This is a genomic window from Mesorhizobium sp. B3-1-9 (assembly GCF_006439595.1).
GTDB lineage: Bacteria > Pseudomonadota > Alphaproteobacteria > Rhizobiales > Rhizobiaceae > Mesorhizobium.
Genome location: NZ_VFTJ01000026.1, coordinates 23,962 through 38,485 on the forward strand (window position 1 = coordinate 23,962; position 14,524 = coordinate 38,485).

10 protein-coding genes are annotated in these 14,524 nt (G+C 64.6%); 9 read left to right on the forward strand and 1 reads right to left on the reverse strand.

Features of this window, described 5'->3' with window-relative positions; all coding sequences use genetic code 11:
* Positions 1–8: 8 nt before the first annotated feature.
* From FJW07_RS28860 to FJW07_RS28890, 7 genes are all read left to right on the forward strand, one after another.
* A complete protein-coding gene (locus FJW07_RS28860; protein WP_140648102.1) occupies positions 9–1,109 on the forward strand; it encodes an ABC transporter ATP-binding protein in 1,101 nt (366 codons plus the stop codon).
* Positions 1,109–2,056, forward strand: a complete 948-nt coding sequence (locus tag FJW07_RS28865) for an ABC transporter permease (protein ID WP_140859599.1) — start codon at positions 1,109–1,111, stop codon at positions 2,054–2,056. The genes FJW07_RS28860 and FJW07_RS28865 overlap by 1 nt, the downstream gene beginning before the upstream one ends.
* Complete coding sequence (locus tag FJW07_RS28870) at positions 2,049–2,861, forward strand: ABC transporter permease (RefSeq protein WP_140859600.1); 813 nt, start codon at positions 2,049–2,051, stop codon at positions 2,859–2,861. The genes FJW07_RS28865 and FJW07_RS28870 overlap by 8 nt, the downstream gene beginning before the upstream one ends.
* Positions 2,862–2,905: 44 nt before the next feature.
* The gene (locus FJW07_RS28875; RefSeq protein ID WP_181167048.1) at positions 2,906–3,934 is read left to right on the forward strand and encodes an extracellular solute-binding protein; all 1,029 of its coding nucleotides are present in this window, start codon (positions 2,906–2,908) and stop codon (positions 3,932–3,934) included.
* A 67-nt stretch (positions 3,935–4,001) separates the two neighbouring features.
* Positions 4,002–5,198 carry a serine hydrolase gene (locus tag FJW07_RS28880; RefSeq protein ID WP_140859601.1) on the forward strand — a complete coding sequence of 399 codons (1,197 nt, stop codon included), beginning with the start codon at positions 4,002–4,004 and terminating at the stop codon, positions 5,196–5,198.
* A gap of 28 nt (positions 5,199–5,226) precedes the next feature.
* Positions 5,227–6,405, forward strand: coding sequence for a serine hydrolase (locus FJW07_RS28885; RefSeq protein WP_140859602.1), 1,179 nt, complete (start codon positions 5,227–5,229; stop codon positions 6,403–6,405).
* Between the two features lie 121 nt (positions 6,406–6,526).
* Complete coding sequence (locus FJW07_RS28890) at positions 6,527–8,845, forward strand: Tex family protein (protein ID WP_140859603.1); 2,319 nt, start codon at positions 6,527–6,529, stop codon at positions 8,843–8,845.
* Here the strand turns inward: FJW07_RS28890 and FJW07_RS28895 are convergent, their stop codons facing one another.
* Positions 8,846–9,757: a LysR family transcriptional regulator gene (locus FJW07_RS28895; protein WP_140859604.1), complete on the reverse strand. Its 912-nt coding sequence runs from the start codon at positions 9,755–9,757 to the stop codon at positions 8,846–8,848. It abuts the gene before it with no gap.
* Between the two features lie 102 nt (positions 9,758–9,859).
* Between FJW07_RS28895 and FJW07_RS28900 the strand changes: the two genes are divergently transcribed.
* Both FJW07_RS28900 and FJW07_RS28905 read left to right on the forward strand, forming a co-directional pair.
* Positions 9,860–11,056, forward strand: a complete 1,197-nt coding sequence (locus tag FJW07_RS28900) for an acyl-CoA dehydrogenase (RefSeq protein WP_140783803.1) — start codon at positions 9,860–9,862, stop codon at positions 11,054–11,056.
* A 105-nt stretch (positions 11,057–11,161) separates the two neighbouring features.
* Positions 11,162–14,521, forward strand: a complete 3,360-nt coding sequence (locus FJW07_RS28905) for a transglutaminase family protein (RefSeq protein WP_140859605.1) — start codon at positions 11,162–11,164, stop codon at positions 14,519–14,521.
* Positions 14,522–14,524: the final 3 nt, after the last annotated feature.

The following is a 14,524-nucleotide window of genomic DNA, read 5'->3' on the forward strand; positions in this document are numbered from 1 at the left end:
GGGTAATCGTGCCGGAACAACCGGGTAAGAACGCGATTGAAGTTCGCGGTGTTCGCAAGGTCTTTGGCACCGGCGAAAACCAGGTAGCCGCTCTCGACACGGTGTCGGTGTCGATCCGCGAAAACGAGTTTTTCACTTTGCTCGGCCCGTCCGGATGCGGAAAGACGACGCTGCTGAGATTGATTGCCGGCTTCGATTTCCCGACCGCCGGCGAGATCCTGCTGCACGGGCGCGACATCGCGCCGCTGCCGCCCTTCAAGCGCCCGGTCAACACTGTCTTCCAAAGCTACGCGCTCTTCCCGCACATGACGGTGGCGCAGAATATCGGCTTCGGGCTGGAAATGCTCGGCAAGCCGAAAGGGGAGACCGAAGCGCGCGTCGCCCAGATGCTGAAGCTGGTCAAGATGGAGGCGCTGAAGGCGCGCCGCACCAGCCAGATTTCGGGCGGCCAGCAGCAGCGCGTGGCGCTCGCCCGGGCGCTGGCGCCGCAGCCGAAGGTGCTTTTGCTCGACGAGCCGCTTTCGGCTCTGGACTACAAGCTGCGCAAGGAAATGCAGATCGAATTGAAGCGGCTGCAGAACGAAACCGGCATCACCTTCATCTTCGTCACCCACGACCAGGAAGAAGCGCTGACGATGTCCGACCGCATCGCGGTCATGTCGGCCGGCAAGATCCTGCAGGTCGGCACGCCGCGCGACATCTACGACCGGCCGGCCGAACGCTTCGTTGCCGACTTCATCGGCGAAACCAATTTCCTGCCTGGCACTGTGGTGTCGAAAAAGCCCGGCGTGGCGACGGTCAAGTTCGCCAGCAACGCGACGATCGCCGCGGGCTATCCGGAAGGCTTCGATCCGACCGGCGAGGTGACGCTGGTGGTGCGGCCCGAGCACGCCGACCTAGTACCCGATCCGGCCAAGGGCACGGTCGCCGGGACGCTCTCCAACATCGTCTATTTCGGCACCGACACGCATTATCACGTCAAGCTCGACGGCGGCGAGAACTTCATCGTGCGCCACCAGAACAGCCGCTCGGCGCCGGTCACCTACGAGACCGGGGCGAAGGTCGGCATCCAGTTCGAGGAGGACGCCGCCCGCGTCCTGAAAGACTGATGACGACAGCCACGCTCTCCCCGACCACGCTCTCCAAGGCCGCGTTGTTCGAAGCCCAGGCCGTGAAAACCAGCGCCCGGCGCAACCGGCTGCTGTCGCTGCCGGCGCTGATCATCATCGGCATATTCGGCGTGCTGCCGCTCCTCATAATCTGCGTCTATTCGTTCCTGGCCGCCGCGCCCTATGGCGGCGTGCAGTGGCAGTTCTCGACCGATGCCTATCTGAACTTCCTGTTCCAACGCGACATTTTCGACGACACGCTGCAGTTCACGTCGGATTTCCTGATTATCTACCTGCGCTCCTTCCTGTTCGCGGTGGTGACGACGGTCATCTGCCTGCTGCTCGGTTTCCCGACCGCCTATTTCATGGCCACCCGGCCGCCGGCGCAGCGCAACTGGTGGGTGCTTCTGATCACCATCCCGTTCTGGTCGAACCTTCTGGTCCGCACGTTGGCGATCATGTTCATCATCCGCGACGAGGGCCTGATCAACAACGCGCTGCTGGCGCTCGGCGTGATCGATAAGCCGATCACGATGCTCTACACCAATTTCGCTATCCAGCTTGGCCTGCTCTACGCCTTCCTGCCGTTCATGGTGCTGCCGCTCTATTCGAGCCTGGAGAAACTCGACTTCCGGCTGATCGAAGCCGCGTATGATCTTTACGCGACGCGCCGGCAGGTGCTGTGGCGGGTGATCATCCCGATGTCGAAGCCCGGCATCATCGCCGGCTGCCTGCTCGTCTTCATCCCGGCGCTCGGCGCCTATGTGACGCCGCTGATCCTGGGCGGCGGCGTCCACCTGATGATCGGCGATCTCATCGCGCAGCAATTCGGCTCGGGGCGCAACTGGCCGCTCGGCTGCGCGCAGGCGCTGATCCTGATGGCGGCGGTGTTGGTCGCGCTGTTCTTCTATGTCCGCAACACGTCGGGGAAGGTGCAGCATGGCTGAGCCCCGCGTCATGGACATCAAGGACCAGCCGGGCTTCCGCTCGATCGCCATCATCTGCCTTCTGGTGCTCTACGTGCCGGTGCTGATCCTGATGATCTTCTCGTTCAACAGCGGCTCGCTGGTCACGCATTGGGAAGGCGTCACGCTCAACTGGTACGGCAGCGCGCTGCGCAACGAGGAGTTCCACAGCGCGGCGCGCAACACGCTGATCATCTCGGTGACCGCGACGATCGTTTCGACGATCTGCGCGACGCTTGCAGCTATCGGCATGACGCGGGTGAAACCGTGGCGCGGCTTGGCGGCCGCTTTCATGGTCATCAACCTGCCGCTGATGGTGCCGGAGATCATCACGGCGGTGGCGACGCTTTCCTTCTTCGCGTTGATCGCCGGCACGCTCGGGCTCAATTTCGGCATCGGCAATCTGATCCTCGCCCACACCGTGTTCTGCATCCCCTTCGCCTATATGCCGATCAGGGCGCGGCTGGAGGACATGGACCTGACGCTGGAATATGCGGCGGCGGACCTCTACGCGACACCGTGGAATGCCTTCAAGCGCATCACGCTACCGCTGCTGGTCCCTGGCATCATGTCGGGCGCGGCACTTGCCTTCATCGTTTCCTTCGACGATTTCACCATCACGCAGCTCGTCGCCGGCCCCGGCCAGACGACGCTGCCCCTCTATATCTGGAACCAGATCCGACGACCGATGACGCCCGAGATCAACGCCATCTCCACCATCCTGCTCCTGGTGTCGATCCTGTTCGTCTCGGTCTCGTTCCTGATCGCGCGACGGCGCGCAAAATGACCACGGGCTCCAACACAACAATGGGAAGGCAAGGAGAACATAAAATGTCTGCAAAACTGATGGCGGCCGTTTCCGCGGCCGTTCTGCTATCGGCAGTGCCAGCGCTCGCCGACGGCGAACTGCATATCTACAACTGGGGCGACTACACCAACCCGAAGCTGATCGAAAAGTTCGAGAAGCAATACAACGTCAAGGTGACGCTGGACGACTACGATTCCAACGAAACCATGCTGTCCAAGGTGCGCGCCGGCAATTCCGGCTACGACATCGTCGTGCCGTCGGACTACACCGTGAAGATCATGGTCGAAGAGGGCCTGCTCGAAAAGACCGAGCCCAACGCGATGCCGAACGGCAAGAACATCGATCCGCGCTTCGTCGACGTCTATTGGGACTCCGGCCGGCACTACACCGCACCGTGGCAGTTCGGCACGACGGCGTTCTCGGTCAACATGGACAAGTTCAAGGGCGACATCAACACGCTGGCGATCCTGTTCAACCCGCCGGACGAGCTCAAGGGCCAGATCAATGTGCTCGACGACGTCAACACCGTCATGCACGCGGCCGAGCGCTATGCCGGCGTGCCGCGCTGCGGCGCCGACAAGGCCAACCTGAAGAAGGTCAACGACATACTGATGGCCGCCAAGCCGTCGTGGAAGACCTTCAGCTATGATACCATCACCAAGATCACCTCCGGCGACGTCATCGTGTCGGAGCAGTGGAACGGCGCCAGCTACCGCTCGCGCCAGAAGATACCGGCGATCAAGTATGCCTATCCGAAGGAAGGCATCGAAGGCTGGATGGACAATGTCGCGGTGCTGAAGGGCGCCAAGAACCTCGACAACGCCAAGCTGTTCCAGGACTTCGTCATGGCGCCCGAGAACGCGGCGTTGATCTCGGAGTTCGCCGGCTACGACAATGGCATCGCCGGCAGCCACAAATTCCTGCCTACGGAATTCGCCAACTCGCCGGAAATCAGCCCTCCGGCCGGCTCGCCGACGCCGGAATTCGTGCCGCCGTGCTCGCCAGACGTGGTGGAGATCTACAACAAGATCTGGACCAACCTGCGCAAATAATTGTGCCGGAACGCATGAAGGAGGGGAGGCTCCGGCCTCCCTTTCTTGTGTCTGCCGGGAGGACACTATGACGTCTTATCGCAACTCCGAGCCGCGGCCGCCGATCATGCAGGGCTCGCCGCCGAAGCTGGTGCCGCCGAAGCTCGATTGGGACCGGCCACCGTGGAACCGCTGGGCCTTCCAGCACATTCGCGAATTCCTGCCGACGGTCGAGGTCTGGCGCGGCAGCGGCCATCGCCATCGCCTGGAGCGCAACGAAGTCGACCTCGATGGGTTGGCTGTCGTGGACAGCAACGGAGCGCCGACGACGCTCGCCGGGTTGCTCGACGAAACCTATGCCGACGGTTTCCTGGTGCTGAAGGACGGCAAGATCGCCTATGAGCGCTATTTCAACGGCATGGACGAGCGCACGCTGCATCTGTCGCAGTCGATGGCGAAGTCGGTCACCGGCGCGGTATGCGGCATCCTGGTCGGGCGCGGCCTGATCGATCCGGGCAAGCTGGTCACCGATTATCTGCCGGAACTCGGCGAGACCGGCTGGGCCGGCGCCACCGTGCAGCACGTGCTCGACATGACGACGGGCGTGCGCTTTTCCGAGGAATACACCGACCGCTATTCCGAGATCGGCCAGGTCGATGTCGCGACCGGCTGGAAGCCGATCCCGCCGGGCAGCGATCCGGACTTCGCCTGGCCGTCGCACCTGTTCGAGCTGATCCTGCGGCTGAAGGACAGAGTGCGCCCGCATGGCGAGGCCTTCGAATACCGCTCGATCGAGACCGACGTGCTCGCCTTCGTCATGGAACGGGTGAGCGGCAAGCGACTGGCGCAGCTCGTCTCGGAAGAACTCTGGCAGAAGCTCGGCGCCGACGAGAGCGCCTGCTTCACCGTCGACAGCGCCGGCTATGCGCTGGCCGATGGCGGCTTCAACGCGACGCTGCGCGACTATGGCCGCTTCGGGCAACTGATCCTCGACAATGGCGGCGGCGTGATCCCGGCCGAGTGGATCGAGGCGACACGCACCGGCAAGCATGGGCCGAATTTCAGCCCGAGCCTGCCGGACGGCAGCTACCGCAACCAGTTCTGGATCGAGGATTCGCGCTCGCGCTCGCTGATGTGCCGCGGCGTGTTCGGCCAATTGATCCATATGAGCTGGGAACACAGGATGGTCGTGGTGAAGCTTTCGACCTATCCGGATTTCGTCAACTCCGCCTATTCGGTGGCGACGCAGAAGGCGGTGCACGCCATCGCCGCCGCGCTGGCCTGAAACCGCAAGTAAAATCCGGGAGAGTGTCATGACCGGCAAGACCGCGTTCGAGGCCCAGTACGGCTTTGCCCGCAAGGATGTGCGGCTCGAAACCTGGCGGCTGGCACCGTTCAACCGATGGTCCTTCCAGAATGTCGGCGAACTGGTGCCAAGCGCGCATGTCGCGGCGGCGGCGGGCGGCGAGGAGGAGGCGAAATCGCTCGGCGCATTGCTTGAGGAAAAGATACCGCTCGCCGGCGGCAGCGAAACCGTCGAGAGCTTCCTGAAGCGTTCCGACACGGACGGGCTGACGATCCTCAAGGCGGGCAAGCTGATCGGCGACTGGTCGGCGCCGCATATGCCGTTCGGAGCCCGCCACATCATCTTTTCGATCAGCAAGTCGGTGACGGCGATCCTGGCGGGCATATTGGAGGGCGAAGGGGCGTTCGACCCCAGCGCGCCGGTTACAAAATACATTCCCGAAGCCAGGGGCTCGGCCTATGGCGATGCGAGCGCGCGCAACGTGCTCGACATGACGGTCAGCCTCGATTTCGAGGAGGCCTATCTCGATCCGGAGAGCGCTTTCGCCCGCTACCGCCGCTCGACGTTGTGGAACCCCGGCGGCGGGTCGGAGAGCCTCGCGGCGTTCCTGATGACGATCCAGCGCCTTGCCGAGCCGCACGGGCAAACCTATCGCTACCGCTCACCTAATTCAGATGTGCTCGGCATCCTGGTCGAGCGCGCTTCCGGCATGCGCGTCAGCCAATTGCTCAGCGAAGAACTGTGGCAGCCGCTCGGTGCCGCAAGCGAAATGTCGGTGACGGTCGACATGGAAGGCACGGCGCGCACCGCCGGCGGCATGTCGATGACGCCGCGCGACCTTGCCCGTATCGGCGAGATGATGCGGCAGGGCGGCACGGCCAATGGCCGCCGCATCGTCCCGGAAGCCTGGGTGCGCGACACGGTCGCCACCGGCGGCAGCCATGAAGCCTGGCAGCGCGGCACGATGGCGTTCCTGTTCCCGAAGGGGCGCTACCGCAACAAATGGTACCAGACCGGTAATGACAGCGGCGCCTTCTGCGGCATCGGCATCCACGGCCAGTGGCTCTACGTCAATCCGAAGGCGGAAGTGGTCATCGCCAAGATGTCGTCGCAGCCGGAGCCGGTGGACGACAAGCTGGACGAGGACATTGTGGCATTCCTCGCGGCGTTGAGCCGGATAGCCTGATCCGGCCTAGCGGCCGCGCTCAGCGCCTTTCCTGTGGACCTTCCTTGCTGGATGAAGCCGGCGCGGTTGGCGCGGCCGGCATCCCGGCCTATGGTCGCCACTCTTTTCTGCAGGGACCAGCATGGCATCGGACATCAAGCGCATCGCAGCAATCATCGCGGCCGAGATCGGCGCGCGGCCGGAGCAGGCCGCGGCGGCAATCGGGCTGCTCGACGAGGGCGCGACGGTGCCGTTCGTGGCGCGTTACCGCAAGGAAGTCACCGGCGGGCTCGACGACACGCAGTTGCGCGACCTTTCCGAGCGTCTCGCCTATCTGCGCGAGCTCGATGCGCGGCGCGAGACGATCCTCGGCTCGATCCGCGAACAGGGCAAGCTGACCGAGGAGCTCGCGGCGAAGATCGCCGCCGCAGGCACCAAGGCCGAGCTCGAGGATATCTATCTCCCGTACAAGCCGAAGCGACGCACCAAGGCCGAGATCGCCAAGGAGCGTGGGCTCGGGCCGCTTGCCGAAGCAATCCTTGCCGATCGCTCGAAAGTTCCGGCCGAGCTTGCGCTCGCCTACGTCACCGAAGAGGTGGCCGACGCCAAGGCGGCGCTCGAAGGCGCGCGCGACATCCTGTCGGAGCAGTTCGCCGAAAATGCCGATCTGGTCGGCAAGCTGCGCGCCTATATGAAGGAACGCGCCTTCCTGCGCGCAAAAGTCGTCGACGGCAAGCAGGAAGCGGGCGCTAAATTCTCCGACTATTTCGACCATGTCGAGCGCTGGGCGAATGTGCCAAGCCACCGCGCCCTGGCAATGCTGCGCGGTCGCAACGAGGAAGTGCTGTCGCTCGACATCGAGGTCGATGCCGACGATCAATCGCCGGTGAAGCCGGTCGAGCGCATGATCGCCAATGCCTATGCGATCGGCGGCAGCCTGCCCGGCGACAAATGGCTGATGGACGTGGCCGGCTGGACGTGGCGCATAAAGCTGTCGCTGCATCTGACACTCGACCTGATGCGCGACCTGCGCGAGCGGGCCGAGGAAGAGGCGATCCATGTCTTTGCCCGCAATCTGAAGGACCTGCTGCTGGCCGCGCCCGCCGGCTCGCGGCCGACCATGGGGCTCGACCCAGGCATCCGCACCGGGGTCAAGGTGGCGGTTGTCGACGGCACCGGCAAGCTGGTGGCGACGACGACTGTCTATCCGTTCCCGCCGAAGAACGACGTGCGCGGCACGCAGGCCGAACTTGCCGCCCTCATCCGCCAGCACAAGGTGGAGCTGATCTCCATCGGCAACGGCACCGGCAGCCGCGAGACCGAGAAGCTGGTGGCCGACATGCTGTCGGACCTGCCGGCCGGTGCCGGACCGAAGCCGCTCAAGGTCATCGTCAGCGAAGCCGGCGCCTCGGTCTATTCCGCTTCGGCCACGGCAGCCGCGGAATTCCCGGGCCTGGATGTCTCGCTGCGCGGCGCGGTGTCCATCGCCAGGCGCCTGCAGGATCCGTTGGCCGAGTTGGTCAAGATCGAGCCGAAGTCGATCGGCGTCGGCCAATATCAGCACGATGTCGACCAGTACCGGCTCGGCCGCTCGCTGGAAGCGGTGGTCGAGGATGCGGTGAACGCCGTGGGCGTCGATCTCAACACGGCGTCGGCGCTGCTGCTGGCACGCGTTTCAGGCCTTGGCCCATCGCTTGCCGAAGCGATCGTCGCGCATCGCGACGCGACCGGGCCGTTCGCCAGCCGCAAGGATCTGCTCAAGGTCTCCCGCCTTGGACCGCGCGCGTTCGAACAATCCGCCGGCTTCCTGCGCATTGCCAATGGCAGCGAGCCGCTCGATGCCTCATCTGTGCATCCGGAAGCCTATGGCGTGGCCAAGAAGATCGTTGCCGCCTGCGGCCGCGACGTGCGCGCCCTGATGGGCGACAGCGCAGCGCTCAAGGCGCTCGACCCGCGCGTCTTCGTCGACGAGCGCTTCGGCTTGCCGACGGTGCGCGATATCATCGCCGAGCTGGAAAAACCCGGACGCGACCCGCGCCCAGGCTTCAAGACCGCGACCTTCGCGGAAGGCGTCGACGACATCAAGGATTTGAAACCCGGCATGCAGCTGGAAGGCACCGTCACCAATGTCGCGGCCTTCGGCGCCTTCGTCGACATCGGCGTGCACCAGGACGGGCTGGTGCATGTCTCGCAATTGGCCGACCGTTTCATCAAGGACGCGCATGAGGTGGTCAAGGCTGGCGACGTGGTGAAAGTGCGCGTCGTCGATGTCGACATCAAGCGCAAGCGCATCGCGCTATCGATGCGCAAGGATGGGGGCGAGGGCGGAGCGCCGAGAGGCCCACGCGACAATGGCGGCGGCAAATCGCCACCGCGTGCGCCGGTGCCGCAGCGCCAGCCGGAGCGGCCGTCGCAGGGCGCGTTCGGCGCGGCATTGGCCGAGGCGCTCAAGCGCAAGTAGCTACCACGCCAGGACAGCCGGCTCCTTGCCGATCTGACCCAACAACCAGTCGCGAAAGCTGGCGACGGGCGGATAGCCGCGCTTGTCGTGCGGCACGACGAGATAATAGGCGCTGCGGCTTTGCATCGGCCGACCTGGCGCCGGCACCAGCTGGCCGCGCTGCAGTTCGCCGGCGATCAGGATTTCCGGCAACAGCGCGACGCCGAGCCCGGCCATGCAGGCTTGGGCGACGGTGCCGAACTGCTCGAACTGCATGCCGGGACCGGTCGGCGCATCGAGCCCCTCATGCTCGAACCATTCGCTCCAGGCGCCGGGGCGCGTTGCCATATGCAGCAGCGGCATGCGGCCGATATCGGCCGGCGTGGCGATGGCGCGGGCGGCCAGGAATTCGGACGAAACCACAGGCATCACGGTTTCGCGCACCAAAAGCGTGCAGTCGGCCTCCGGCCAGTCCGGCATGCCGTGATGGATGGCGGCGTCCAAGCGTTCGCGGGCGAAATCGAACCGCCCGATACGGGTGGCGAAGTTGATGGTGATGTCCGGGTGGCGGGCGACGAAATCCGGAATCAGCGGCATCAGCCAGCGTGTGCCGAAGGTTGGCAGGATCGCGACATTGAGAACACCGCTATGCCGATTGCTCATCAATCCAAGTGCTGCGTCGCGCAACTGGCCAAGCGCGGAACGCACCGCTTCGGCATAGATCTCGCCCGCGGCCGATAGCCGGACATTGCGGCTGTCGCGTTCGAAAAGCCGACGGCCGAACTGCTCTTCCACCAAGCTGATCTGCCGGCTGACGGCACCTTGCGTTAGATCGAGTTCGCGGGCGGCTGCGGTGAAGGAGCCAAGACGCGCCACCGCCTCGAAAGCGGCAAGAGCGGCGGTATTGGGTAGAAGGCGGCGCTGGACACTCATTATCCATTACTAACGCTCATTGATCCGTGATGCAATTTTGTTTGATTTTTCGCTGGCACGGGCGGATAAGCCGGGCACATCAAAAAATACCGGGAGCGAGTCATGGCCGCCGAGAAGAATGCCTTCGTGTGGAACGATCCTTTCCTCATCGAGGACCAGCTTTCCGAGGACGAGCGCATGGTGCGCGACGGCGCTGCCGCCTTCGCCGCCGACAAGCTGGCGCCGCGCATCGAGGAAGCCTATGCCGACGAGAAGACCGATCCGTCGATCTTCCGCGAGATGGGCGAGGCGGGCCTGCTCGGCATCACCATTCCGGAAGAATATGGCGGGCTTGGCGCCGGATACGTGACCTACGGATTGGTCGCGCGGGAAGTTGAACGCGTCGACTCGGGTTATCGTTCGATGATGAGCGTGCAGTCCTCGCTGGTCATGTATCCGATCCATGCCTATGGCTCGGAAGCGCAGCGCAAGAAATACCTACCGAAGCTGGCGTCGGGCGAATGGATCGGCTGCTTCGGCCTCACCGAGCCGGATGCCGGCTCCGATCCGGGCGGCATGAAGACGCGCGCCGAGAAGACCGCGAATGGCTACAGGCTCTCCGGCTCCAAGATGTGGATATCCAACGCGCCGATCGCCGACGTGTTCGTCGTCTGGGCGAAGCTGAAGGGCGATAACGGCAAGGACGAGATCCGCGGCTTCGTGTTGGAAAAGGGCCTGAAAGGGCTTTCCGCGCCGAAGATCGGCGGCAAGCTCAGCCTCCGCGCCTCGATCACCGGCGAAGTGGTGATGGAAGGCGTCGAGGTCGGCGAGGAAGCGCTGCTGCCCAACGCCAAGGGCCTCGGCGGTCCGTTCGGCTGCCTCAACCGGGCACGCTACGGCATCTCCTGGGGCGCGATGGGCGCGGCCGAGGATTGCTGGCACCGGGCGCGGCAGTATGGCCTCGACAGAAAACAGTTCGGCAAGCCGCTTGCCGGCACGCAGCTGTTCCAGAAGAAACTCGCCGACATGCAGACCGAGATCGCGCTCGGCCTGCAGGGCTCGTTGCGCGTCGGCCGGCTGATGGACGAAGGCAAGATGGCGCCGGAGATGATCTCGATCGTCAAGCGCAACAATTGCGGCAAGGCGCTCGATATCGCCCGTCAGGCGCGCGACATGCATGGCGGCAACGGCATCCAGATCGGCTACCATGTGATGCGCCACGCGCAGAACCTGGAGACGGTCAATACCTATGAGGGCACGCATGACGTGCATGCGCTGATCCTCGGAAGGGCGCAGACGGGTATCCAGGCGTTTTTCTAAGCTGGCAACGCTGCTTAAATTAGGTGCAGCGCAACATCTCTGCTTGGAGAATGGCCAGCATTTATGCCAGGGTTCGGCGACTGAAACGCCGAGCTCCGGGGCACCATGGCAATTCTGGCAGCCGTCCATCACCTGACCCATTACAAATATGACCGGCCGGTGGTGCTCGGTCCCCAGGTGATCAGGCTGCAGCCGGCGCCGCATTCGCGCACCAAGGTGCTCAGCCACTCGCTGAAGGTCGAGCCGGCAAACCACTTCGTCAACCTGCAGCAGGATCCCTACGGCAACTTCCTCGCCCGCTTCGTCTTTCCGGAGCCGGTGATGGAACTGAAGATCGAGGTCGACCTCGTCGCCGACATGACGGTCTACAATCCGTTCGACTTCTTCGTCGAGGAGAGCGCCGAGACCTTTCCGTTCGATTATCCGGAAGAGATCAGGGAAGACCTCGCCATCTACCGGAAACCGGAGCCGACCGGGCCGCTGTTGTCGAAATTTCTGGAAAGCATCGACCGCAGCCCGGCAAACACCGTCAATTTCCTCGTCGACCTCAATGCAAGGCTGCAGCGCGAGATCGCTTACATCGTGCGCATGGAGACCGGCGTCTATTCGCCGGAAGAGACGCTGGCCGCGGCCAAGGGCTCGTGCCGGGATTCCAGTTGGCTCCTGATCCAGATCCTGCGTAACCTCGGCATCGCCGCCCGCTTCGTCTCCGGCTATCTGATCCAGCTCAAGCCCGATCTCGTCTCGCTCGACGGACCGCCGGGAACCGCTGTCGACTTCACCGACCTGCATGCCTGGTGCGAGGTTTATATTCCGGGCGCCGGCTGGATCGGTTTCGACCCGACTTCCGGCCTGCTCACCGGCGAAAGCCATGTGCCGCTGGCGGCGACGCCGCATTTCCGCAATGCCGCGCCGATCTCCGGCATGGCGAGCTTCGCCAATGTCGATTTCGGCTTCGACATGCGGGTCGATCGCATCGCCGAGCATCCGCGCATCACCAAGCCATTCTCGGACGAAAGCTGGCAGGCGCTCGATCGATTGGGCGAAAAGGTCGACGCGGTGCTGAAAGACGGCGACGTGCGGCTCACCATGGGCGGCGAGCCGACCTTCGTGTCGATCGACGATTTCGAGTCCGCGGAGTGGAACACGGCCGCCGTCGGTCCATCCAAACGCGACAAGGCGGACCAGCTCATCCGCCGGCTGCGCGGGCGCTTCGCGCCGGGCGGCTTCCTGCATTACGGCCAGGGCAAGTGGTATCCGGGCGAGAGCCTGCCGCGCTGGACCTTCTCGCTCTACTGGCGCGCCGACGGCGAGCCGGTATGGAGCGACCCGTCGCTGATCGCACGCGAAAAGAGTGACGCGAAGGTCGGGCCGCAGCAGGCCGAGAGCCTGCTGACGGCTATCGCCGGCGAGCTCGGCATCGACAAGGCGATGGTCAGCGAGGCCTATGAGGATCCAGGCGAATGGCTGCTCAAGGAAGGCAAGCTGCCGGACAATGTCGATCCGTCCAATTCCAAGCTGGAAGACCCGGAAGAGCGCAGCCGCATGGCGCGCGTCTTCGAGCGCGGGCTGACCAAGCCGTCGGGCTATGTGCTGCCGGTGCAGCGCTGGAACAGCCAGGCCGCCGGACAGCGCTGGCGCTCGGAGAAATGGAAGACGCGGCGCGGCCGCCTGTTCCTGGTGCCGGGCGATTCCCCGGTCGGCTACCGCCTGCCACTCGGCACGCTGCCTTACGTGCCGCCGGCGCAGTTCCCCTATATCGTGCCGGTCGATCCGTCGCTGCCGCGTGGGCCGCTGCCGGCGCGCGAGGCTATCTTGCCGGGGGCCGCCACGGCGGAGCCTGAAGGCGCCGACGAAATGGCGCGCCGCCAGCAGACCGTGTCCTTCACCGCCGCGACCGGCCAGCAGGATCGCGTCGAGCAGGAGATCACCGAGATCGGGGGCGCGGTGCGCACCGCGCTTTCGGTCGAGCCGCGCGACGGGCGGCTGTGCGTGTTCATGCCGCCGGTCGAGGCGCTGGAAGACTATCTCGAACTGGTGGCGGCGGCCGAGAACGCGGCCAAGGCCATCGGCCTGCCGGTGCATATCGAGGGTTACGCCCCGCCGCAGGATCCGCGCCTCAACGTCATCCGCGTCGCGCCCGACCCGGGCGTCATCGAGGTCAACATCCACCCAGCCGCCAACTGGCGGGATTGCGTGGCGACGACCACGGCAATCTATGAGGAGGCGCGGCAGTCGCGGCTCGGCACCGACAAGTTCATGATCGACGGACGCCACACCGGCACCGGCGGCGGCAACCATGTCGTGGTTGGCGGCGCGACGCCGAACGACAGCCCGTTCCTGCGCCGGCCGGATCTGTTGAAGAGCCTGGTGCTGCAATGGCAGCGGCACCCGTCCCTGTCCTACCTGTTTTCCGGCCTGTTCATCGGCCCGACCAGCCAGGCGCCGCGCATCGACGAAGCGCGGCACGATTCACTTTATGAGCTGGAAATCGCGTTGGCGCAGGTGCCGTATCCCGACAAGGGCGCGGCGCCTTTGCCGTGGCTGGTCGACCGGCTGTTCCGCAACCTTTTGACCGATGTCACCGGCAACACGCATCGTTCGGAAATCTGCATCGACAAATTGTTCTCGCCGGATGGGCCTACCGGGCGGCTGGGGCTGGTCGAGTTCCGCGGTTTCGAGATGCCGCCCAATGCGCGCATGTCGCTAGCGCAGCAATTGCTGGTCCGCGCCATCATCGCGCGCGCCTGGAAGAACCCGCTCGACGGCCGTTTCGCGCGCTGGGGCACCTCGCTGCACGACCGCTTCATGCTGCCGCATCATGTCTGGGCGGATTTCCTCGACGTGTTGGAGGATTTGAAGCTCAACGGCTTCGAGTTCCGCCCCGAATGGTTCGCGGCCCAGCTCGAATTCCGCTTCCCGTTCTGCGGCGAGGTAAGCCAAGCCGGCGTCAAACTGGAATTGCGGCAGGCGCTGGAGCCCTGGCACGTGATGGGCGAGCAGGGCGCCATCGGCGGCACTGTCCGGTTTGTCGACTCCTCGGTCGAGCGACTGCAGGTGCGGACCGAAGGCCTCAATCCGGAGCGCCACGCCATCGTCTGCAACGGCCGCATCGTGCCGATGAAAGTCACCGACAACCGCGAGGTCGCGGTGGCTGGCGTGCGCTTCAAGGCCTGGCAGCCGGCCTCCGGCCTGCATCCGGCCCTGCCGGTCAACACGCCGCTGATCTTCGACATCTATGATCGCTGGTCAGGCCGCCCGGTCGGCGGCTGTGTCTACCATGTCGCGCATCCGGGCGGGCGCAGCTACGACACCTTCCCGGTCAACGGCAACGAGGCCGAAGCGCGGCGGCTTGCCCGGTTCGAACCGCGCGGCCACACACCAGGCGCCTATGTGCTGCGTGACGAAGAAGCTTCTGAAGAGTTTCCCATGACCCTTGACCTCAGGCGGCCGGCGAGACTCTGATCG